The 20,797-nt window shown below is 61.2% G+C and carries 23 protein-coding genes; 15 read left to right on the top strand and 8 right to left on the bottom strand.

Annotated features, from left to right (window positions below; translation table 11 throughout):
- Positions 1–53 precede the first annotated feature (53 nt).
- From hslU to hslV, 3 genes are read right to left on the bottom strand one after another with little or no spacing between them, the layout of a single operon-like run.
- On the bottom strand, positions 54–1,361 hold the full coding sequence (hslU, locus tag MOV61_RS01620; protein WP_038547472.1) for an ATP-dependent protease ATPase subunit HslU: 1,308 nt from the start codon (positions 1,359–1,361) through the stop codon (positions 54–56).
- Complete coding sequence (locus MOV61_RS01625; RefSeq protein WP_247135302.1) at positions 1,358–1,876, bottom strand: GNAT family N-acetyltransferase; 519 nt, start codon at positions 1,874–1,876, stop codon at positions 1,358–1,360. Before MOV61_RS01625 ends, hslU begins: the two co-directional genes overlap by 4 nt.
- Positions 1,869–2,396, bottom strand: a complete 528-nt coding sequence (gene hslV / locus MOV61_RS01630) for an ATP-dependent protease subunit HslV (protein ID WP_247037038.1) — start codon at positions 2,394–2,396, stop codon at positions 1,869–1,871. Before hslV ends, MOV61_RS01625 begins: the two co-directional genes overlap by 8 nt.
- 191 nt (positions 2,397–2,587) lie before the next feature.
- On the opposite strand from hslV, the gene hisB reads away from it, so the two are divergent.
- From hisB to hisH, 3 genes are read left to right on the top strand one after another with little or no spacing between them, the layout of a single operon-like run.
- Positions 2,588–3,196: an imidazoleglycerol-phosphate dehydratase HisB gene (gene hisB / locus MOV61_RS01635; protein ID WP_038594342.1), complete on the top strand. Its 609-nt coding sequence runs from the start codon at positions 2,588–2,590 to the stop codon at positions 3,194–3,196.
- A gap of 19 nt (positions 3,197–3,215) precedes the next feature.
- Positions 3,216–3,707: a DUF2628 domain-containing protein gene (locus MOV61_RS01640; protein WP_247135303.1), complete on the top strand. Its 492-nt coding sequence runs from the start codon at positions 3,216–3,218 to the stop codon at positions 3,705–3,707.
- On the top strand, positions 3,707–4,357 hold the full coding sequence (hisH, locus tag MOV61_RS01645) for an imidazole glycerol phosphate synthase subunit HisH (protein WP_247135304.1): 651 nt from the start codon (positions 3,707–3,709) through the stop codon (positions 4,355–4,357). The genes MOV61_RS01640 and hisH overlap by 1 nt, the downstream gene beginning before the upstream one ends.
- On the opposite strand, the gene MOV61_RS01650 is transcribed toward hisH, so the two are convergent.
- Positions 4,354–4,725, bottom strand: coding sequence for a hypothetical protein (locus MOV61_RS01650; RefSeq protein ID WP_247135305.1), 372 nt, complete (start codon positions 4,723–4,725; stop codon positions 4,354–4,356). The two genes, hisH and MOV61_RS01650, sit on opposite strands and share 4 nt — an antisense overlap.
- A 179-nt stretch (positions 4,726–4,904) precedes the next feature.
- On the opposite strand from MOV61_RS01650, the gene hisA reads away from it, so the two are divergent.
- The 4 genes from hisA to coaA are packed head-to-tail and all read left to right on the top strand — an operon-like array spanning position 4,905 to position 7,767.
- On the top strand, positions 4,905–5,648 hold the full coding sequence (gene hisA / locus MOV61_RS01655; protein WP_247135306.1) for a 1-(5-phosphoribosyl)-5-[(5-phosphoribosylamino)methylideneamino]imidazole-4-carboxamide isomerase: 744 nt from the start codon (positions 4,905–4,907) through the stop codon (positions 5,646–5,648).
- Positions 5,645–6,433, top strand: a complete 789-nt coding sequence (hisF, locus tag MOV61_RS01660) for an imidazole glycerol phosphate synthase subunit HisF (RefSeq protein ID WP_247135307.1) — start codon at positions 5,645–5,647, stop codon at positions 6,431–6,433. The genes hisA and hisF overlap by 4 nt, the downstream gene beginning before the upstream one ends.
- Before the next feature lie 18 nt (positions 6,434–6,451).
- Complete coding sequence (locus tag MOV61_RS01665; protein WP_247135308.1) at positions 6,452–6,775, top strand: phosphoribosyl-ATP diphosphatase; 324 nt, start codon at positions 6,452–6,454, stop codon at positions 6,773–6,775.
- Positions 6,772–7,767 (top strand): type I pantothenate kinase, encoded by a 996-nt coding sequence (gene coaA, locus MOV61_RS01670; RefSeq protein ID WP_038547449.1) that lies wholly within the window; start codon positions 6,772–6,774, stop codon positions 7,765–7,767. The genes MOV61_RS01665 and coaA overlap by 4 nt, the downstream gene beginning before the upstream one ends.
- 31 nt (positions 7,768–7,798) lie before the next feature.
- On the opposite strand, the gene MOV61_RS01675 is transcribed toward coaA, so the two are convergent.
- The 3 genes from MOV61_RS01675 to MOV61_RS01685 all read right to left on the bottom strand — a co-directional run bounded on the left by MOV61_RS01675 (position 7,799) and on the right by MOV61_RS01685 (position 10,640).
- On the bottom strand, positions 7,799–8,410 hold the full coding sequence (locus MOV61_RS01675; RefSeq protein ID WP_247135309.1) for an alpha-ketoglutarate-dependent dioxygenase AlkB: 612 nt from the start codon (positions 8,408–8,410) through the stop codon (positions 7,799–7,801).
- Between the two features lie 16 nt (positions 8,411–8,426).
- Complete coding sequence (gene arfB / locus MOV61_RS01680; RefSeq protein ID WP_038547443.1) at positions 8,427–8,861, bottom strand: alternative ribosome rescue aminoacyl-tRNA hydrolase ArfB; 435 nt, start codon at positions 8,859–8,861, stop codon at positions 8,427–8,429.
- A gap of 165 nt (positions 8,862–9,026) precedes the next feature.
- Positions 9,027–10,640, bottom strand: a complete 1,614-nt coding sequence (locus MOV61_RS01685; RefSeq protein WP_247135310.1) for a phosphoenolpyruvate carboxykinase — start codon at positions 10,638–10,640, stop codon at positions 9,027–9,029.
- A gap of 325 nt (positions 10,641–10,965) precedes the next feature.
- On the opposite strand from MOV61_RS01685, the gene chvI reads away from it, so the two are divergent.
- The 6 genes from chvI (at position 10,966) to ahcY (ending at position 16,409) form a co-directional block, all read left to right on the top strand.
- A complete protein-coding gene (chvI, locus tag MOV61_RS01690; protein WP_038547438.1) occupies positions 10,966–11,694 on the top strand; it encodes a two-component system response regulator ChvI in 729 nt (242 codons plus the stop codon).
- A gap of 95 nt (positions 11,695–11,789) precedes the next feature.
- Positions 11,790–13,553: a stimulus-sensing domain-containing protein gene (locus tag MOV61_RS01695; protein WP_408962335.1), complete on the top strand. Its 1,764-nt coding sequence runs from the start codon at positions 11,790–11,792 to the stop codon at positions 13,551–13,553.
- Entirely contained in the window at positions 13,550–14,038 is a 489-nt protein-coding gene (locus MOV61_RS01700) for an HPr kinase/phosphorylase (RefSeq protein ID WP_247135311.1), read from the top strand. Before MOV61_RS01695 ends, MOV61_RS01700 begins: the two co-directional genes overlap by 4 nt.
- 102 nt (positions 14,039–14,140) lie before the next feature.
- Complete coding sequence (locus tag MOV61_RS01705; RefSeq protein WP_247135312.1) at positions 14,141–14,542, top strand: PTS sugar transporter subunit IIA; 402 nt, start codon at positions 14,141–14,143, stop codon at positions 14,540–14,542.
- A gap of 13 nt (positions 14,543–14,555) precedes the next feature.
- On the top strand, positions 14,556–14,834 hold the full coding sequence (locus MOV61_RS01710) for an HPr family phosphocarrier protein (protein WP_247135313.1): 279 nt from the start codon (positions 14,556–14,558) through the stop codon (positions 14,832–14,834).
- 174 nt (positions 14,835–15,008) lie between these two features.
- Positions 15,009–16,409 (top strand): adenosylhomocysteinase, encoded by a 1,401-nt coding sequence (ahcY, locus tag MOV61_RS01715; protein ID WP_247135314.1) that lies wholly within the window; start codon positions 15,009–15,011, stop codon positions 16,407–16,409.
- Here ahcY and MOV61_RS01720 read toward each other — a convergent pair whose 3' ends face one another.
- Positions 16,410–16,580 carry a hypothetical protein gene (locus MOV61_RS01720; protein ID WP_157884632.1) on the bottom strand — a complete coding sequence of 57 codons (171 nt, stop codon included), beginning with the start codon at positions 16,578–16,580 and terminating at the stop codon, positions 16,410–16,412.
- Positions 16,581–16,682: 102 nt separating this feature from the next.
- Here MOV61_RS01720 and MOV61_RS01725 point away from each other — a divergent pair, with 102 nt between their 5' ends.
- Positions 16,683–19,277, top strand: coding sequence for an ATP-binding protein (locus MOV61_RS01725; protein WP_408962336.1), 2,595 nt, complete (start codon positions 16,683–16,685; stop codon positions 19,275–19,277).
- Complete coding sequence (tsaE, locus tag MOV61_RS01730) at positions 19,274–20,785, top strand: tRNA (adenosine(37)-N6)-threonylcarbamoyltransferase complex ATPase subunit type 1 TsaE (protein WP_247135356.1); 1,512 nt, start codon at positions 19,274–19,276, stop codon at positions 20,783–20,785. The genes MOV61_RS01725 and tsaE overlap by 4 nt, the downstream gene beginning before the upstream one ends.
- Positions 20,786–20,797 lie beyond the last annotated feature (12 nt).

The raw sequence follows: 20,797 nt of genomic DNA on the forward strand, positions 1-20,797 counted from the left end.
GTCAGTGCCCGCAAATGAGCAGCCGGACGTTGCCCGGCTGCCACGATTGCCGCTCAGAGAATGTAGCGCGACAGATCGGTGTCGGCGGCGAGATCGCCAACATGCTTCTTGACGTATTCCGCATCGATCGTCACCGCGGTTCCGCCCTGATCGGGCGCGTTGAACGAGATTTCGTCAAGCACCCGTTCCATCACGGTCTGCAGCCGGCGGGCGCCGATATTCTCGACCGAGGAATTGAGGTGCACGGCGACATCCGCCAGCGCATCGATCGCGTCGGGCGTAAAATCGAGCGTCAGCTCTTCCGTTTCCATCAGCGCCTTGTACTGGCGGATAAGGCTCGCCTCGGTTTCCGTCAGGATGCGGCGGAAGTCCTCCTTGGTGAGCGGCCTCAGCTCGACCCGGATCGGCAGGCGGCCCTGGAGTTCCGGCAGAAGATCGGAGGGCTTGGAGACGTGGAAGGCGCCCGAAGCGATGAACAGGATGTGATCGGTCTTCACCGGTCCGTATTTGGTCGACACCGTCGTGCCCTCGACGAGCGGCAGCAAGTCGCGCTGCACGCCCTCGCGGGACACGCCGGCGCCCATACCGCCGTCACGGGCGGCAATCTTGTCGATCTCGTCGAGGAAGACGATGCCGTCGTTCTCGACCGAGCGGACGGCCTCGCGCTGGATGACTTCGTTGTCGATCAGCTTGTCGGATTCGTCGCGGATCAGCTCGCCATAGGATTTCTTGACGGTGGTACGGACCTTCTTGGTGCGGCCGCCCATCGCCTTGCCGAACATTTCCGACAGGTTCAAGACGCCGATATTGGCGCCCGGCATGCCGGGGATTTCGAAGCCGGGCATGCCCGAGCCGGTGTCAGTGACCTCGATGTCGATTTCCTTGTCGTCGAGCTCGCCGGCCCTCAGCTTCTTGCGGAAACTTTCGCGGGTGGCTGGCGAGGACGTGGCGCCGACCAATGCGTCGAGCACCCGTTCCTCGGCGCTCATATGGGCTTTCGCCTGCACGTCGGCGCGCATCTTGTCGCGCACGAGGCCGATGCCGATCTCGACAAGATCGCGGATGATCTGCTCGACGTCGCGGCCGACATAACCGACTTCGGTGAATTTGGTCGCTTCGACCTTGATGAAGGGCGCGCCGGCGAGCTTCGCCAGGCGACGCGATATCTCCGTCTTGCCGACGCCCGTCGGGCCGATCATCAGGATGTTCTTCGGCATCACTTCGTCGCGCAGGCTCTCGTCGAGCTGGTGACGGCGCCAGCGGTTGCGCAGCGCAATCGCCACCGCACGCTTAGCGTCGTGCTGGCCGATGATGTGCCGATCCAGCTCGGAGACGATTTCCCGGGGTGAAAAGTTGCTCATGTCAAATCCGTTTCTTGGCTTGCGTCCAGCGCCATGAAATGGGCCGGACCGTATATGGATGTCCTGGTGTCGACGTAGCGGAAGCCGGCCTTCTCGTAGGCGCGGATCGCTTGGGCGTTTTCCGGATCGGGATCGATGACGATCCTTTTTGCGCCGTTTTCGAAAAGCTCGTCCACGAGCTGGCGGATGATCGCGCTTCCATGGCCGATGCCGACCAACTCCGGAGGGCCGATCGAGATATCGATGCCGAGCGTGCCTTTCGGCTGATCCTGATAGGGATGACCCTCTTCAAGATGCGGATCGTAATATTGGAGATAGGCGATCGGCCGGCCGGCCAACTCCGCCATCAACGGCCGGGTTTCGACGCTCGTCATCGACTGTTCGATACTGGCCAGTTCCTCATCGACCGCACCCCACCATTTCGCGATATGCGGCTCGGCGAGCCACGTCGCCAGCAGAGGAAAATCCTCTGCTGCGACATCACGAAACGCGTAGCGGGGGGCGCTGTCAGCCATCGGCGTCCAGCGATTCGATGACCAGGTTGTGGTTGGTGTAGACACAGATATCGGCAGCGATATCGAGCGCTTTCCGGGCGATCTCTTCGGCCGACTTGTCCGAATCCATCATCGCCCGCGCCGCGGCATAAGCATAGTTGCCGCCCGACCCGATCGCGATCGTTCCGTGCTCCGGTTCCAGCACGTCACCGTTGCCGGTAACCGCCAGTGTCGTCGATTTGTCAGCGACCAGCATCATCGCTTCGAGATTGCGCAGGTACTTGTCCGTGCGCCAGTCCTTGGCAAGCTCGACGGCGGCGCGCATCAGCTGGCCCGGATATTGTTCGAGCTTCTTTTCAAGCCGGTCGAGCAGCGTAAAGGCATCGGCCGTCGCGCCGGCGAAACCGGCGATCACTTCGCCCTTGCCGATGCGGCGCACCTTGCGGGCATTGCCCTTCATCACGGTCTGGCCGAGGCTCACCTGGCCGTCGCCGGCCATGATGACCTTGCCGCCTTTCCGAACAGTAATAATGGTTGTCATAAGGCACCTGTTGGCCCGTCCCGCGGGCATTGGTTTTCAGAGCATTTCCGCCCCGTTGGGCATTTATGTAAGTCGGTCCAGGGCGAATGCAATCTCATGACGCAATGCCGCCGCCACGGCCCTGCTTTTGCTGGATATTTGGCGTCGTGCCTGATAAGGGAGCGCTGATCGATCGCATGGAGCAGACCCAGATGGGTGAGACGACTACCGCACGCGTGGGCAATATCGTCCGCAAGACCAACGAAACCTCCGTTTCCGTTTCCGTCAATCTCGACGGCACCGGCGCGGCCAGGATTTCCACGGGCGTCGGCTTCTTCGACCATATGCTGGACCAGCTTTCGCGACATTCGCTGATCGACATGGACATCGAGGTCACCGGCGATCTGCATATCGACGACCATCACACGGTGGAAGACACGGGTATCGCGATCGGCCAGGCGATCTCCAAGGCGCTCGGCGACCGTCGCGGCATCACCCGCTACGCCTCGCTCGACCTTGCCATGGACGAAACGATGACCAAGGCGGCCATCGACGTGTCCGGCCGGCCGTTCCTGGTCTGGAACGTCGCATTCAGCGCGCCGAAGATCGGCACGTTCGATACGGAACTGGTGCGGGAATTTTTTCAGGCGCTGGCGCAGAATGCCGGCATCACGCTGCATGTCCTGAACCATTACGGCGCCAACAACCATCATATCGCCGAGACCTGCTTCAAAGCCGTGGCGCGGGCACTTCGCGCCGCCATTGAAATCGACCCGCGGCAGGCCAATCGCGTTCCTTCGACCAAGGGAATGCTGGTCTGACTGCTTGAGGAGACGATCCTTGAGAAGCTATCTCGTTCTGACACCGCCCAATGACCCGCGAAGCGGACCCGAGAGGGATTTCCAGTCGACCCTCGTTCTGCGGGACGGGTTTTCCTGGCTTGCGCTGTTGTTTCCGTGGATCTGGCTATTCTGGCATAGGCTATGGGTTGCCGGGATCGTGGTTCTGCTGATCCAGATCGGCAGCGGCATCCTGATGCAGGTTCCTGGCTTCTGGACCGCCGGCCTGCTGCTTGGTTTCGCCACCAGCCTGCTCACGGCACTCGAGGGCCGACATTATCGTTCCGAAGCGCTGATCCGTCGCGGCTGGACACTGGAAACGGTGATTTCCGCTCACGATCTGCGTACGGCCGAGGAGATCTATTTCTCCGGCCTGCCGCAGCCGGAACAACAACCAATGCCGGTCTCGGCCGAGTGGGCAAAGCAGGCAAAGCCGCCCGCCGCCGGATGGCAGGCCCCACACATGGGCCTTTTCGAACATGGAGGACGCTGATGCGCGTCGCAATCATCGACTACGGGTCCGGCAACCTCCGTTCCGCGACCAAGGCTTTTGAAAGGGCCGCCCGGGAAGCCGGCATCAACGCCGTGATCGACCTCACCGACAAGGCCGATGCGGTGGCCACCGCCGACCGTATCGTGCTGCCGGGAGTCGGCGCCTACGCGGATTGCAGCGCCGGCCTCACGGCGGTGCCGGGCATGCGGGAAGCCATCCTCGACGTCGTCAACCACAAGGGCCGACCTTTCCTCGGCATCTGCGTCGGCATGCAGCTGATGTCGTCGCGGGGGCTTGAAAAGACGATCACCAACGGATTCGGCTGGATCGAGGGCGACGTCGTCGAAATGACCCCGAGTGATCCGAACCTCAAGATCCCGCAGATCGGCTGGAACACACTCGATATCCATCACCCGCATCCGCTGTTCGATGGAATTCCGACCGGACCGGACGGCTTGCACGCCTATTTCGTGCATTCCTACCATCTGGCGGCAAAGCACCGCAGCGACGTGATCGCGACCACCGAATACGGCGGGTCGATGACGGCGTTCGTCGGCCGCGACAACGTGGCGGGTTCTCAGTTTCATCCGGAAAAGAGCCAGACGCTCGGCCTGGCTCTTATTTCCAATTTTCTCAGCTGGAAACCTTAGCCGAACATATCCAACTGCGAAGAAGGTTTTGCAGCTGGCGGCACGATGACTTTCCTCTTGGGAGTGTGAGGTGAAGTATCAACATGCAACGCTAGGTGAGGTGCCTCGTGCTTAAATTGCTCAAAAGCAATCAGGCGAGTGCCGGGGTTTTTGGCCTCAGTCCAAACTTCGTAGAAGCGGAAGGGACTTTCCTTGTAACGTTCTACGAGAGACTGAACCCCTTCGCCTCGCCATTTTGCCTTCCAGATTTCAATCGCATCTTCATCACTAAAGTAGGCCATTTTGTACAACTCCGATGGATTCCAGAAATGCCAGCCATCAGCGGATTTGATTTGACGGGGTATCAGCTGTGTGCTTTTTGCCGTCATGTAGGACTATCCTATTCCGTGGCATCTCAACTGCTTCGGAAGCAAAAAGCCGGGGCGGAATCCCGGCTTTTTGTGTTGGCGAATCGACTCTTAACTCGATTCCGTCGTGGAGTCTCGGCAGAGTCGCGTCATTCACAGATGGAATCTGTTCTTCTTTTGTGCCAACGGAACCTAAAGACATGATTCTCTTTCCTGCAATCGACCTGAAGGACGGCCAGTGCGTGCGCCTCAAGCTCGGCGACATGGAGCAGGCCACCGTCTACAACCCCGATCCCGCAGCCCAGGCCAGGGCTTTCGAGGACCAGGGGTTCGAGTGGCTGCATGTGGTTGACCTGAACGGTGCCTTCGCGGGGACAAGCGTCAACGGCGCCGCCGTCGACGCGATCCTCAAGGCCACCAAGAACCCCGTGCAGCTCGGCGGCGGCATTCGCACACTCGATCATATCGAAAACTGGCTGGCCCGCGGGCTAACCCGCGTCATCCTCGGCACCGTCGCGGTGCGCGATCCGGCGCTGGTCATCGAGGCCTGCAGGCAGTTTCCCGGCAAGGTCGCCGTCGGCATCGACGCCAAGGGCGGCAAGGTTGCGGTCGAGGGCTGGGCGGAGGCGTCCGAACTCGGCGTGATCGAGCTGGCGAAGAAATTCGAAGGCGCCGGCGTTTCGGCGATCATCTATACCGATATCGACCGCGACGGCATTCTGGCCGGCATCAACTGGGCATCGACGCTGGAACTCGCCAATGCCGTCTCCATTCCGGTGATCGCATCGGGAGGACTTGCCTCGCTCGACGATATCAGCCGCATGCTGGAGCCGGATGCGGCCCGGCTCGAAGGCGCAATTTCCGGCCGGGCGCTGTATGACGGCCGCATCGATCCCCACGAAGCGCTGGCCCTGATCCGCTCCAGACAAGGACGTGCCGCATGACCCTCAAAGCCCGCGTCATCCCCTGCCTGGACGTCAAGGACGGCCGCGTCGTGAAAGGCGTCAACTTCGTCGACCTCATCGATGCCGGCGATCCCGTCGAGGCTGCAAAAGCTTATGACGCCGCCGGTGCCGACGAACTCTGCTTCCTCGACATCACCGCCTCCTCCGACAATCGCGAGACGATTTTCGACGTCGTCGCCCGCACGGCCGACCATTGCTTCATGCCGCTCACCGTCGGCGGCGGCGTGCGTGCCGTCGGCGATATCCGCAAGCTGCTGCTGGCCGGCGCCGACAAGGTCGCGATCAACTCGGCGGCGGTCAACAATCCGGACTTCGTGGCTGAGGCCGCCGACAAGTTCGGCAACCAGTGCATCGTCGTGTCGATCGACGCCAAGCGGCGGCGTTCCCAAGCCGTCGGTGGCGACAATTTGAGCGCCTGGGAGATCTATACGCATGGCGGCCGCAACGCGACCGGCATCGATGCCGTCGAGTTCGCCGTCAAGATGGTCGACCGCGGCGCCGGCGAGCTGCTCGTCACCTCCATGGACCGGGACGGCACCAAGAGCGGCTACGACCTGGAGCTGACGCGGATGATCGCCGACAGCGTCAGGGCACCGGTCATCGCGTCGGGCGGGGTCGGAAGCCTGGACGACATGGTCGCCGGCATCAAGCAGGGCCACGCGACGGCGGTCCTGGCCGCATCGATTTTCCACTTCGGGACCTATACGGTCGGTCAGGCAAAACACTATATGGCAGAGCACGGCATCGCCATGCGGCTCGATTGAGCGGTCGGAGAGAATGTTATGAGTGAATTTTCCCTGATCGACCTCGAAAAGATCGTCGCCGAGCGAGCGAAGGCTTCGCCAGACGAATCCTGGACGGCCAAGCTTTTTGTCGCCGGCCAGGAAAAGGCCGCCAAGAAGCTTGGCGAGGAAGCGGTCGAAACGGTGATCGCTGCGATCAAGCAGGACCGGAACAATCTCACCGCAGAGAGCGCCGATCTTCTTTATCATCTTTTGGTCGTCTTGAATATTGCGGCGGTACCGTTGCAGGATGTGCTCGACGAACTCCAGCGAAGGACCGGCCAGTCCGGCCTTCAAGAAAAGGCAAGCCGGCCGACATCATGAACATCGTTTCCCAGCCCGCCGAGACGCCTGAGCTCGAAACCGGCTCGAATGCGGAATATTATTCACCCTATCACCGCTTCAGTGCGGAGGAATGGGCGAAGTTCCGCGCAGACACGCCTCTGACGCTCACGGCCGACGAGGTGCAGAGGTTGCGTTCGCTGGACGACCCGATCGATCTCGATGAAGTCCGGCGCATCTATCTCTCGCTGTCGCGCCTGCTGTCGACGCATGTGGAGGCGACGCAACGCCTCTTCCAGCAGCGAAACCGTTTCCTGAGCCTTTCCGACATCACCAAGACGCCCTTCATCATCGGCATTGCCGGGTCGGTGGCGGTCGGCAAATCGACCACCGCACGTATCCTGAAAGAACTGCTCGCCCGCTGGCCGTCGAGCCCGAAAGTGGATCTCATCACCACCGACGGTTTCCTCTATCCGAACGCCGTGCTGAGCCGGGAAAACCTGATGGAGCGCAAGGGGTTTCCGGAAAGCTACGATATCGGCTCCATCCTGCGCTTCCTGTCGGCGATCAAGGCCGGTGAACCGAACGTCAAGGCGCCGCGTTACTCGCATCTCACCTACGACGTTTTGCCGGACGAATACTCGCTGGTCGATCGGCCGGACATCCTGATCTTCGAAGGCATCAACGTCCTCCAGTCGCGGGCGCTGCCGGCCGACGGCAAGATCGTGCCGATCGTTTCGGACTTCTTCGACTTCTCGATCTATATCGATGCCGACGAAGAGCAGATCCACAACTGGTACGTCCAGCGCTTCATGAAGCTGCGCCAGACCGCCTTCCGCGATCCGACCTCGTTCTTCAAGAAATACGCGGCGATCGATGCGGATGCGGCCCGCGCCGTTGCCGAGGGGCTGTGGGAAAACATAAATCTGAAGAACCTGCGGCAGAACATTCTGCCGACCAGGCCACGGGCGGATCTCATCCTGCGCAAGGGCCGTAATCATCTGGTGGAAACGGTCGAACTGCGGAAACTGTAGGCGGTCGATCGCCGGCTATTGAATTAAATCGTCAGCTATTCACACGGCGGAGCGTCAGGTTGATGCGTCCGCCGTTCTTCAGCAGCGTCGAGGTGCCGGGATAAATGCGATCGACGCCGTGGAAGGCGAGACGCCCCTCTCCGCCTAGCACAACGACATCTCCACTCGCCAGCCGGAAAGAGCCGGTCGGGTCCTTGCGGTTCCGGCCACCGACCCGGAACAGGCAGCTATTGCCCAGCGAGACGGAGAGAACAGGGGCGGCCAAATCGTTCTCGTCCCGGTCCTGATGCAGGCCCATCTTGGCTTCGTCGGAATAGAAGTTGATGAGGCAGGCTTCCGGCGGCTTCGAATAGTCGCCGAGCTTTTCCCAGAGATCGAGCAGTTCTCGTGGCATCGCTGGCCACGGCTTTTTCGTCATCGGGTGGAAGGACTGGTAGCGATATCCTTGGTCCTTGTCCGTTACCCAACCGAGCGAGCCGCAATTGGTCATGCGCACCGACATGGGTTTGCCGGTGCCGGGCATTTCCGGCGTATAGAGCGGCGCCTCGGCTACGACGTCTCGTATCAGTTCGACCAGATGCTCCTGCGCTAATCGATCGAAATAGCCGGGAAGGTGCCTGATGCCATTCGCAAGCGTCGCCAAAGATCAGTCTCCGCTCTCAGTCGCCGCTTGGCCGGCCGCGCATCTTCTTGACGTCCGAGCGGCCGGATTTTTCCTTCAGCCGGCGCTCCACCGAACCCTTGGTAGGCTTGGTTTTCTTGCGCGGCGGCGGCGGTGGTTCGGCAGCCTTGAGGATCAGTTCCTTCAGCCGCTCGCGCGCGTCTTCGCGGTTGCGCTCCTGGCTGCGGAACCGGTTCGCTTCTATCATCAGCACGCCATCCTTCGACACCCGTTTTCCGGCGAGCTTGATGGCGTTTTCCTTCACCCGCTCCGGCAGGGACGGCGTGTTGACGATGTCGTAGAAAAGCTGGACGGCCGTCGAGACCTTGTTGACGTTCTGGCCGCCCGGCCCGCCCGCCAACACGAATTGTTCCGTCAGTTCCCATCCGGCGATGGTGATGCGGTTGTTGATGACAAGGGGATTGCTGGCCATGGGTCTCTGGTCTTTGTTCTTGGGCGCATGCCGTTGTCCGGAACCGGCACCCACGTTCGGGCGACATGCGGCAGGCCCGCATCTTTCCCACAAAGCCGGCAAAAAGAAAACCGCCGGCCCAGGGTGTTATCCCGGGCCGGCGGTTTCACGTGAATCCTTCAAAGATTACTCGGCAGCGGCAAGCATGACCGGAGCGGCGCTTCTCACCTTGCTGTCGACGTGGTCTTCGTACTGCCCGAAGTTCTGGATGAACATCGAGACGAGCTTCTTGGCATAGGCGTCGAACGCGGCGCCGTCCGCCCAGGTCGAGCGGGGATCGAGGATCGCATTGTCGACGCCTTCAACGGCGACCGGCACCGCAAAACCGAAGTTCGGGTCGATGCGGAACTCGGCGTTCTTGAGGCTGCCGTCGAGCGCAGCGCTTAAGAGAGCGCGAGTCGCCTTGATCGGCATACGGCGGCCAACGCCGTAAGCGCCGCCGGTCCAGCCGGTGTTGACGAGCCAGCAATCGACCCCGTGACGGGCAATCAATTCCTTGAGCAGGTTGCCGTATTCGGCCGGATGACGGGGCATGAACGGCCCACCGAAGCAGGTCGAGAACGTCGCTTCCGGCTCGGTGACACCCTTTTCCGTGCCGGCGACCTTGGCGGTGTAGCCGGAGAGGAAGTGGTACATCGCCTGTTCGGGCGTCAGCTTGGCGATCGGCGGCATGACGCCGAAAGCATCGGCGGTCAGCATGATGATCGACTTCGGCTGCTGCGCCACGCCGGTCTTCGATGCATTCGGAATGAAATGCAGCGGATAGGCGCTACGGGTGTTCTCGGTCAGCGAATCGTCGTTGAAATCCGGAACCCGGTTCTCGTCGAGCACGACGTTTTCGATCACCGTGCCGAAACGGCGGGTCGCGGCATAGATTTCCGGCTCGGCTTCGGCCGAAAGATTGATGGCCTTGGCATAGCAGCCGCCTTCGAAATTGAAGACGCCGTTTTTGCCCCAGCCATGCTCGTCGTCACCGATCAGCGTCCGCTTCGGATCGGCCGACAGCGTAGTCTTGCCGGTGCCGGACAGACCGAAGAACAGCGCGGTATCGCCATTCGGACCGACATTGGCCGAGCAGTGCATCGGCATGACGCCTTCTTCCGGCAGGAAGTAGTTGAGGATGGAGAAGACCGACTTCTTGTTTTCGCCGGCATAGGAGGTGCCGCCGACAAGGATGACGCCATTGGTGAAATCGCAGGCGATCACCGTCTCCGTGCGGCAGCCGTGGCGGGCGGGATCCGCCTTGAAGCTTGGCAGGTTGATGATCGTCAGCTTCTCTTCGAAGCTTTCGAGCGTGGCGCGATCCGGGCGGATCAGAAGATTGCGGATGAAGAGAGCGTGCCAGGCGAATTCGCTGACGACACGGGTCGGAAGGGCATATTCGGCATCGGCGCCGCCGACCAGATCCTGGACGAACAGCGTCTTGCCGGCGGCATGGGCGAGCATGTCCTTCTTCAGGACTTCGAAGTGTTCCGGTTTCATGGGCTTGTTGTCGGCACCCCACCAGACACGGCTCTCGGTGCCGGCATCGCGGACGATGAACTTGTCCTTCGGGGAGCGACCAGTGTGCTGGCCGGTGACGGCGCGGAGTGCGCCGTCGATCGTCAGATCGGCTTCACCGCGGCGGATTGCTTCTTCGTAGAGTTCAACCTCGGACGAATTGTAATAAACACGCGATACACCGCCGAGACCGATCGCCGCTAAACCCTTGGACGGGTTGTGAAGTCCAAACTCCTCCATGCGCGCACTCCTTCAGCTTGCCGTGGGAACTGACGCGAAATTAATGACAGATTTCTAAAAGGGCAAGAGGCTGCTTGCAAATTCTTTAATAATATCAATTATTTAATCGATTTAAAAAATTTTATTCCTCTTTAAATCGGTTTAATAACCGTTTCAATCCGCATCCGCGCTATCTTAAGTCTCATTGCCAAAACGCACGATCGTCAGCGGCCTCTTTATCTTTGCCACAATTTGTTCCACCTTTATACTCAAGAAGCGCGTCGGCTGATGCCGCCTGGCTGGGGTGAATTCCAGGAGATGCGCATAGATGACGGAGATGGAGAGCATGCAAACAATCGCGCTCGTAGATGACGACCGCAATATCCTGACGTCGGTTTCGATTGCACTCGAGGCAGAAGGATACAAGGTCGAAACCTATACGGATGGCGCTTCCGCGCTCGACGGGCTGATCGCCCGCCCTCCGCAGCTGGCGATCTTCGATATCAAGATGCCGCGCATGGACGGCATGGAACTGCTGCGCCGCCTGCGGCAGAAATCCGACCTGCCGGTGATCTTCCTCACCTCCAAGGATGAAGAGATCGACGAGTTGTTCGGGCTGAAGATGGGCGCCGACGACTTCATCACCAAGCCGTTCTCGCAGCGTCTGCTGGTGGAGCGGGTGAAGGCGATCCTGCGACGCGCCGGCAGCCGCGAGGCACAAGCCGCCGGCGGTGCCGGGGCCAAGACAGCAGCCGATCAGCAGGCCGCCCGCACGCTCGAACGCGGCCAGCTTGTCATGGACCAGGAGCGCCATACCTGCACCTGGAAGGGTGAACCGGTGACGCTGACGGTGACCGAGTTCCTGATCCTGCATTCTCTGGCCCAGCGGCCCGGCGTCGTCAAAAGCCGCGATGCGCTGATGGATGCCGCCTATGACGAGCAGGTCTATGTGGACGACCGTACCATCGACAGCCACATCAAGCGGCTGCGCAAGAAGTTCAAGATGGTCGACAACGACTTCGATATGATCGAAACCCTTTATGGCGTGGGTTATCGATTCCGTGAGGCCGCTTGACCCTTGCGAAAGGTTAACTTGAGGCCACGGCCGGACCAGCGTTAAGCTGGCCCGGTGGAAGGACTGCGGTGGCAGATCAAACATTTGATAGCAATATGATCCGAATGGAGAAAGCTGGGACACGACGTGCGCCGCGGCGGTTCTGGTCGCGCCCTTTCACGCTCATTCGGCGAGTGTTCGGCCATGCGGTGTTTTCGAGCCTCACCCGCCGCATCCTGTTCTTCAACATCGCTGCAACGGTGGTGCTGGTCGCCGGCATTCTCTATCTCAACCAGTTCCGCGAGGGCCTGATCGATGCCCGCGTCGAGAGCCTGCTGACGCAGGGCGAGATCATCGCCGGCGCGATTTCCGCCTCCGCCTCGGTCGATACCAACTCGATTACCATCGACCCCCAGAAACTCCTCGAACTGCAGGCTGGCCAGAGCATTACGCCGGTGCCGAACGACGAGGACCTGGATTTCCCGATCGATCCCGAGCGCGTTGCGCCGGTCCTCAGACGCCTCATTTCGCCGACCCGCACCCGCGCCCGGATCTTCGATGCCGACGCCAACCTGCTGCTCGATTCCCGCCATCTCTATTCGCGGGGCCAGGTGCTGCGTTTCGACCTGCCGCCGGTGGAAAACGAATCGCAGACCTGGAGCGACTGGTTCGCAGGGCTGATCAACCGCCTGCTGCAGCCGGGCAACCTGCCGGTCTACAAGGAAGCGCCGGGTGGCGACGGCTCGATCTATCCGGAAGTCATGAACGCGCTGACCGGCGTGCGCGGCGCGCTGGTGCGGGTCACAGAGCGCGGCGAGCTGATCGTCTCCGTCGCCGTACCCGTGCAGCGTTTCCGTGCCGTGCTCGGCGTGCTTCTGCTGTCGACCCAGGCAGGCGACATCGACAAGATTGTGCATGCGGAACGGTTGGCGATCATGCGCGTCTTCGGCGTCGCGACGCTCGTCAACATCCTCCTGTCGCTGCTGCTGTCTTCGACCATCGCCAATCCGATGCGGCGGCTGGCGGCGGCTGCGATCCGGGTGCGGCGCGGCGCCAAGCAGCGCGAGGAGATCCCGGACTTCTCCTATCGCCAGGACGAAATCGGCAATCTTTCCATCGCGCTTCGCGAGATGACCAACGCGCTCTATGACCGCATCGATGCGATCGAGAGTTTCGCGGCGGATGTGAGCCACGAGCTCAAGAACCCGCTGACTTCGCTTCGCAGCGCCGTCGAGACCCTGCCGCTCGCCAAAACCGAAGAGTCCAAACAGCGGCTGACGGAAGTCATTTTCCACGACGTGCGCCGTCTGGATCGCCTGATCAGCGACATTTCCGACGCCTCGCGGCTGGACGCCGAACTCGCCCGATCGGATTCCACGCCCGTCGACATGGAAAACCTGCTCGGCAATCTCGTCGATATTTCCCGGCAGATTCGCACCGGCCGCAAGCCGGTGGAAATCAGCCTGACGACCGACAACAAGGCCGGCAACAGGTCCGCCTTCCTGGTCAACGGCCATGATCTGCGCCTTGGGCAGATCATCACCAACCTCATCGAGAACGCGCGATCCTTCGTGCCCGAAAAGGGCGGCCGCGTCGCCATCCGGCTGTCTCACTCCAAGGATCGTGTCATCGTGACCGTGGAGGACAACGGGCCTGGCATCCAGGCGGAGGATATCGACCGCATCTTCGAACGGTTCTACACGGACCGGCCGGACGGCGAGAGTTTCGGCCAGAATTCCGGCCTTGGCCTGTCGATCAGCCGGCAGATCGCCGAGGCCCATGGCGGCTCGCTGAAGGCGGAAAACCTGTACGACGCCAAGACGGGTGCCACCACCGGCGCCCGCTTCACGCTGTCGCTGCCGGGCGGCGAAATTCAATGAGCCCGGCGCCGGTCAACATCCATGCGACCGCGATCGTCATCGGCACCAGGGGCGTGCTCTTTACCGGTCCGTCCGGCAGCGGCAAGTCGATGCTCGCCTTCTCCTGCATCGCAGCTGCCCGGCGCCAAGGCGCTTTCGCGGCTCTTGTCGCCGACGATCAGGTGCTCGTCTCGCGCCACGGCAATCATCTGCTCGCCACCCGGCCGGAAGCGATCGCCGGCCTTATCGAACTGCGCGGCAGCGGCATCGCCCATGTGGAAAGCGTCTCCGTGGCGACGCTGGATCTGGCGGTGGATGTCGTTTCGCTGCCGGAAAGCGAAAGGCTTCCACCGGAGAACGAACGTTTCCAGATCCCCGGTGTGGGTATCCTTCCGCTTGTCCGGATATGGCGCGGCGCACCTGATCCGCTGGCCGTTCTGGCGGCCTTTACGCCGGATTTTCACGGCGAGATGCCGTTTTCATCATCCGGCAGCCTGATTTTTTGACTTGAACTTCGAATCTACTTGGACAAGATGGCATCCCACCGCTGGACCGCTTTATTGCAATGCGATAATGGCGCCGAGTTTCCATAGCAGGGGGCAGTTTTCATGATCGGACTAGTGCTTGTCACCCATGGCAAGCTGGCTGAGGAATTTCGTCATGCGGTCGAGCATGTCGTCGGACCTCAGAAATTCATCGAAACCGTATCGATCGGTCCAGAGGACGACATGGATCAGCGGCGGCAGGATATCGTCGATGCCGTTACCAATGCCGATGAAGGTCATGGTGTCATCATCCTGACGGACATGTTCGGCGGCACCCCCTCCAACCTTTCCATTTCCGTCATGGAAAGCGGTCGGATCGAAGTCATTGCCGGTATGAACCTGCCGATGCTGATCAAACTTGCCGGCGTACGCAGCGACAACAACATGGACAAGGCGCTCATCGAAGCCTCCGAGGCCGGTCGTAAATATATCAATGTCGCAAGCCGCGTCCTCAGCGGCAAATGAGAACCCAGACCGGATGTCATCCCCCTCTCCCCGTGAATTCCTGATCGTCAACAAGCGTGGTCTGCATGCTCGTGCCTCTGCCAAATTCGTGCAGATGGTGGAAAGTTTCGATGCGCAGATCACCGTCTCCAAGGACGGAACAAGCGTCGGTGGCACGTCGATCATGGGCCTGATGATGCTGGCCGCCAGCACCGGCTGCACGATCGAAGTCTCAGCGGAAGGAAATCAGGCCGAAGAAGCGCTGGATGCGCTCGAACAGCTCGTCGCCAACAAGTTCGGCGAAGAAGCCTGACAGAGCCGCGATTTAACCTCCCGATGACATAAACATATAAAGACCTCTTTATATCCCGTTGCCAGTTTGTAGGAAGCCTGCTAAACCGCTGGCCAGTTTCCGTCTGCCAAGGCGGGTCTTGCCACGTCCGTCGGTATCCCGCCGGAGAAGGCACCACCGAACATGGAGAGCTTTATGAGCACTGAGAAGGATTACGTCGTCGCGGATATCAATCTTGCCGCCTACGGCCGCAAGGAGCTCGACATCGCAGAAACCGAAATGCCGGGCCTGATGTCGTGCCGCGAAGAATTCGGCACAACGAAGCCGTTGAAGGGCGCCCGCATCTCGGGTTCGCTCCACATGACCATCCAGACGGCCGTTCTGATCGAGACCCTTCAGCACCTCGGTGCAGAAATCCGCTGGGCGTCCTGCAACATCTTCTCGACCCAGGACCATGCTGCTGCGGCAATCGCTGCCGCCGGCATTCCGGTCTTCGCCGTCAAGGGCGAATCTCTGACGGAATACTGGGATTACACCGACAAGATCTTCCAGTGGGCCGATGGCGGCCTCTCCAACATGATCCTCGATGACGGCGGCGACGCCACCATGTACATCCTCACCGGCGCCCGCGCCGAAGCCGGCGAAGACGTTCTTTCGAACCCGACTTCGGAAGAAGAAGAAATCCTCATCGCGCAGATCAAGAAGCGCCTCAAGGCTTCACCCGGCTGGTTCACCAAGCAGCGCGACGCGATCAAGGGCGTTACCGAGGAAACCACGACGGGCGTTCATCGCCTTTACGAACTGTCCAAGAAGGGCCTGCTGCCCTTCCCGGCGATCAACGTCAACGACTCGGTCACCAAATCGAAGTTCGACAACAAATACGGCTGCAAGGAATCGCTGGTCGACGGCATCCGCCGCGGCACCGACGTGATGATGGCCGGCAAGGTCGCCGTGGTCTGCGGTTACGGTGACGTCGGCAAGGGTTCTGCCGCTTCGCTCGCCGGCGCCGGCGCCCGCGTCAAGGTCACCGAAGTCGACCCGATCTGCGCCCTGCAGGCTGCCATGGACGGCTTCGAAGTCGTCATCCTCGAAGACGTCGTCGACAGCGCCGACATCTTCATCACCACGACCGGCAACAAGGACGTCATCCGCATCGACCACATGCGTGCGATGAAGGACATGGCGATCGTCGGCAATATCGGCCACTTCGACAACGAAATCCAGGTCGCGGCGCTGAAGAACCTCAAGTGGACCAACGTCAAGCCGCAGGTCGACATGATCGAGTTCCCCAAGGGCAACCGCATCATCCTTCTGTCGGAAGGCCGCCTGCTCAACCTCGGCAACGCTACCGGCCATCCGTCCTTCGTGATGTCGGCCTCGTTCACCAACCAGACGCTGGCCCAGATCGAGCTTTTCACCAAGCAGGGCGAGTACAAGAACGACGTCTACATCCTGCCGAAGCACCTCGACGAGAAGGTCGCCCGCCTGCATCTCGCCAAGCTCGGCGTGAAGCTGACGGAACTCTCCGACGAGCAGGCCGCCTATATTGGCGTCTCGCAGACCGGCCCGTTCAAGGCTGAACACTACCGCTATTAATCAATAGCCGGTTAATCCACAAGATATGGTAGCCGCAGCCTTGACAAAGGCTGCGGCTTCTTTTTTGGGCGCATCCCTTCCCGGCGATTCCCTAAGCAAGTATTGTTTTAGAACTTGATTCGCGCCTTCCCTGGAGCGTGATGCCGAAAGCCGCCAGCGGTTTTCGGACATCGTCGCGCTCCCACCATCTGATTGGGAGCCGTCCGGCTACGGGCAAGGCACGGAGTGGTATGTCTTGTCGATGAGCGGCAATTGGACGGAGACAGACCGGATATGTCGGTAAGAAAAATGAGCTCGTCAGAACGGGCCGATCCCCTTTGCGGCGGAGCGGAAGCTCCAGCCTTGCGTCCCTTTGCGGGGCGTTCCGGTTTCGGATCTCCAGACGGCAATGCAATCGTCGGCAGGCTTCGCCGCCTGGCGCTGTTCGGCAGCGCCTTTCTCTCGGGCACCGCCCTTTCCGGGCTCGCGACCGCGGCGCTTGCGCAGCAATCGGGTGACGCCGCCGTCCGCCTGTTTTCCTCGACGGAGGTCATCGTTTCGTCGCTGGTGATGGGCGCCCTCGGAGCCGCCCTGTTTTCCGCCATCTGGCTGGTGCGCCAGCGCGGCAATATGGAAGCCGAAACGCAGGAAATGCGCAGTGCCCTTTCCGACGCACAGCAGCGGATTTCCAAGTTCGAGGCCCTGATTGCCGACAAGAACCGCCGGATCGTCGTGTGGGAAAGCGGCTCCTCCAAGCCTGAATTCCTCGGCCAGCTGCCGGTGGAAACCGGAGCGCCGCAGCAGGACCGCGAGTTTCTCGCCTTCGGCCGCTGGATGCGCGGCAGTTCCGCCAGCGAACTCGAGAAATCGATCGAACTCCTGCGGGTGGAAGCCCGCTCCTTCGACATGGTGGTAGAAACCAACCGGGACGAAATCCTGGAAGTGCAGGGGCGCGTTTCGGGCGGCAAGGCCTTCGTCCGTTTCATCGCACTCAACAATCTGCGCGCCGAACTCGCTGAGCTCAAGATCGAGCGCGAGCGGCTGACCAACTCGATCATGCTGTTCCATTCGCTGCTCGACGCCATCGAGCAGCCGGTCTGGCGTCGCGATTCACACGGCAAGCTGACCTGGGTCAACCATGCCTATGGCGATGCCGTGGAGGCTTCGACCCCGGCCCAGGCGATCGAGGACGGCCGCGAGGTTCTGGGTTCGATCGCCCGCGAAAAGATCAGGGCGGCAGCGACCTCCACCTCGCCTTTCCACGACCGGATTTCCACCGTGGTGCACGGCAATCGCACGATGTTCGACGTTGTCGACGTCGTCGTGCCGGGCGGTTCCACAGGCATTGCGATCGACGTTTCCGAAGTGGAAGCGGTGCGCGAGGAACTCAAGCGCACCCTGAAGAGCCACGCGGAAACGCTCGACCACCTGGCAACGCCCGTCGCTATCTTCGACGGCGACCGCCGGCTGCAGTTCTACAATCAGGCCTTCGTGCAGCTCTGGGGTTTCACGCTTCCCTTCCTCGACCAGAGGCCGGACAACAGCGAGCTGCTCGACAAGCTCAGAAGCGACGGCAAGCTGCCGGAACAGCTGAGCTGGCGGAGCTGGAAGGAAACGGCGCTTTCCGTCTACCAGTCGCCGGATACGCAGACCGACCTATGGCATCTGCCGAACGGCCAGACGCTGCGCGTCATCGCAACCGCGCATCCGCAGGGCGGCGCCACCTGGGTGTTCGAGAACCTTACCGAACAGGTGGATCTCGAGACCCGTTACAACACGCTGGTCCAGGTCCAGGGCGAAACGATCGACCATTTGTCCGAAGGTGTCGCCGTCTTCGGACCGGACGGACGCATCCGCCTGTCAAACCCGGCCTTCCGGGCGCTCTGGGGCATCACCGCCGAAGAATCCAAGCCGGGCACGCATATCAAGGCGATCGAGACCGCCTGCTCGCCATCCTACGACAAGCCGGACGGCTGGCGCCGCTTCGGCCAGATGCTGACCAATTTCGATGACGAGCGCCCCTCGTTGCAGGGCACGTTCGAGCTCTATTCCGGCCTGATCCTCGATTATGCCGTGACGCCGCTGCCCAACGCCCAGACGATGCTGACCTTCGTCGACATGACGGCGAGTGCCAGGGCGGAACGGGCGCTCAAGGAGAAGAACGAGGCGCTGCAGAAGGCCGACGAGCTCAAGAACGATTTCGTCCAGCACGTCTCCTACGAACTGCGCTCGCCGCTGACCAATATCATCGGCTTCACCGACCTCCTGAAGACACCGGGCATCGGTACGCTGAACGAGCGCCAGTCGGAATATATCGACCATATCTCGACATCCTCGTCGGTTCTTCTGACGATCGTCAACGACATCCTCGATCTGGCGACCGTCGATGCCGGTATCATGCAGCTCAACTATTCGGAAATGGCGATAGACGACCTGCTCGACGACGTAGCGATGCAGATCGCAGATCGCCTGCACGAAAATGGCGTGGCGCTGGCGATCACTGCGCCGGCCGGGCTCGGCACCATCGTTGCCGACCAGCAGCGGCTGAAGCAGATTCTCATCAAGCTGCTCACCAATGCCACCAATTTCGCGCCAGAAGGCTCCGCCATCACGCTCAACTGCTGGCGCACCCATAGCGACGTGTTCTTCTCCGTGACCGACAAGGGCCCGGGCATTCCGGAAGATATCCTGAAGACCGTGTTCGACCGGTTCTCGGCCAATGCCAAAGGCGGCAAGCGCAGTGGAGCGGGTCTCGGCCTTTCGATCGTCGAGAGCTTCGTGACACTGCATCACGGCGATGTCGCGATCGACAGCAAGCCTGGCCAGGGAACCACGGTTACGTGCCGCATTCCGAGCGGCACGACGGCGCGGTCCGTCGCCGCCGAATGAGTGGTGAGGCAGCTCTTACCCTGACGCTTGCCGACGAGGCTGAAACGATCCGCCTCGGCGAAGACCTCGCATTGGCGCTGAAGAAGGGCGACTGGATCGCTCTTTCCGGCGATCTCGGCGCTGGCAAATCGACCTTCGCCCGGGCCTTTTTGCGGGCGCTGGCGGATGAAGACGAGCTTGAAGTGCCGAGCCCGACATTCACGCTGGTGCAGAGCTACGAGCTGCGCATTCCGGTCTCGCATTTCGACCTTTATCGGCTGGGCGATTCCTCCGAACTGGATGAGCTTGGTTTCGACGAGGCGCTCTCAAACGGCATCTGCCTGGTGGAATGGCCGGAAGTCGCCGACGCGTTGCTGCCGCAGGCCCGCATTCAGCTCAAGCTCGAACAGAGCGGCAGCGGCCGGACCGCGACGATCACGGCACCGGAGGCGCAGATGCAGCGCATTCGCCGCGTGCTGGCGATCCGGGAATTTCTCGACAGCCACGGTTACCCCGGCGCCCGGCGGCGTTTCCTCACCGGCGACGCCTCGACCCGCGCCTATGAGAGCGTAAAAATCGCAAACGGCGAAACGCTGATCCTGATGGACTGGCCGCGCCCGGCGCAAGGCCCGCCGGTTCTCGACGGAAAGCCCTATCCCAAGGTCGCGCATCTGGCGGAAGACCCCTACCCCTTCGTGGCGATCGACGAATACCTGCGCGAACTGGGACTTGCGGCGCCGGAAGTGCTGCATGTGGATTACGACCAGGGCATCCTGCTGATCGAAAATCTTGGCGAGGAGGGAGCCGTCGACGAAGACGGCAATCCTGTCGAGGAACGCTACCGCGAAAGCATCGTGTGCCTTGCCTTCCTGCACAGCCACGAGATGCGCCAGGACCTGCCGGTTGGCGACGGCCACATCCACCATATTCCCGATTTCGACCCGACGGCCATGAAGATGGAGGCGCGGCTCCTCGTTGACTGGCACCTGCCGTGGAAACGCGGCACGCCGGCGACTGACGAAGAACGGCAGGAATATCTGGCGATCTGGGACAATCTGATCCGCGAGCTTGACGGTGTCGAGAAGAACCTGCTGCTGCGCGATTTCCATTCGCCCAACATCATCTGGCGGCCGCATGAATCGGGCGTGCGACGCGTCGGCCTGATCGACTTCCAGGATGCGATGATCGGCCCGACCGCCTACGACCTCGCCTCTATCGTTCAAGACGCACGGGTGGATATCCCGAAGGCGCTTGCCGATCAGTTGATGCTGGATTACGTGACGCTTCGCCGTGCGCTCGGAGCCTTCGACGAGCCGACCTTCCTCAAGGCTTGGGCGATCATGGCGGCGCAGCGCAACTGCAAACTCGCCGGCCTTTGGGTGCGGCTCTTGCAGCGGGATGGCAAGCCGGGCTATCTGAAGCACATGCCGCGGACGCTCCGCCATCTCGCGACGGCGCTGAGCCACGATGTGCTCGCCCCCTTGCGCGATTGGTGCCGTCGGGCTGGAATAGAACTGCCCGAATCATAATTACGGTTGCCG

The organism is Neorhizobium sp. BETTINA12A (assembly GCF_023006485.1).
Lineage (GTDB): Bacteria > Pseudomonadota > Alphaproteobacteria > Rhizobiales > Rhizobiaceae > Neorhizobium.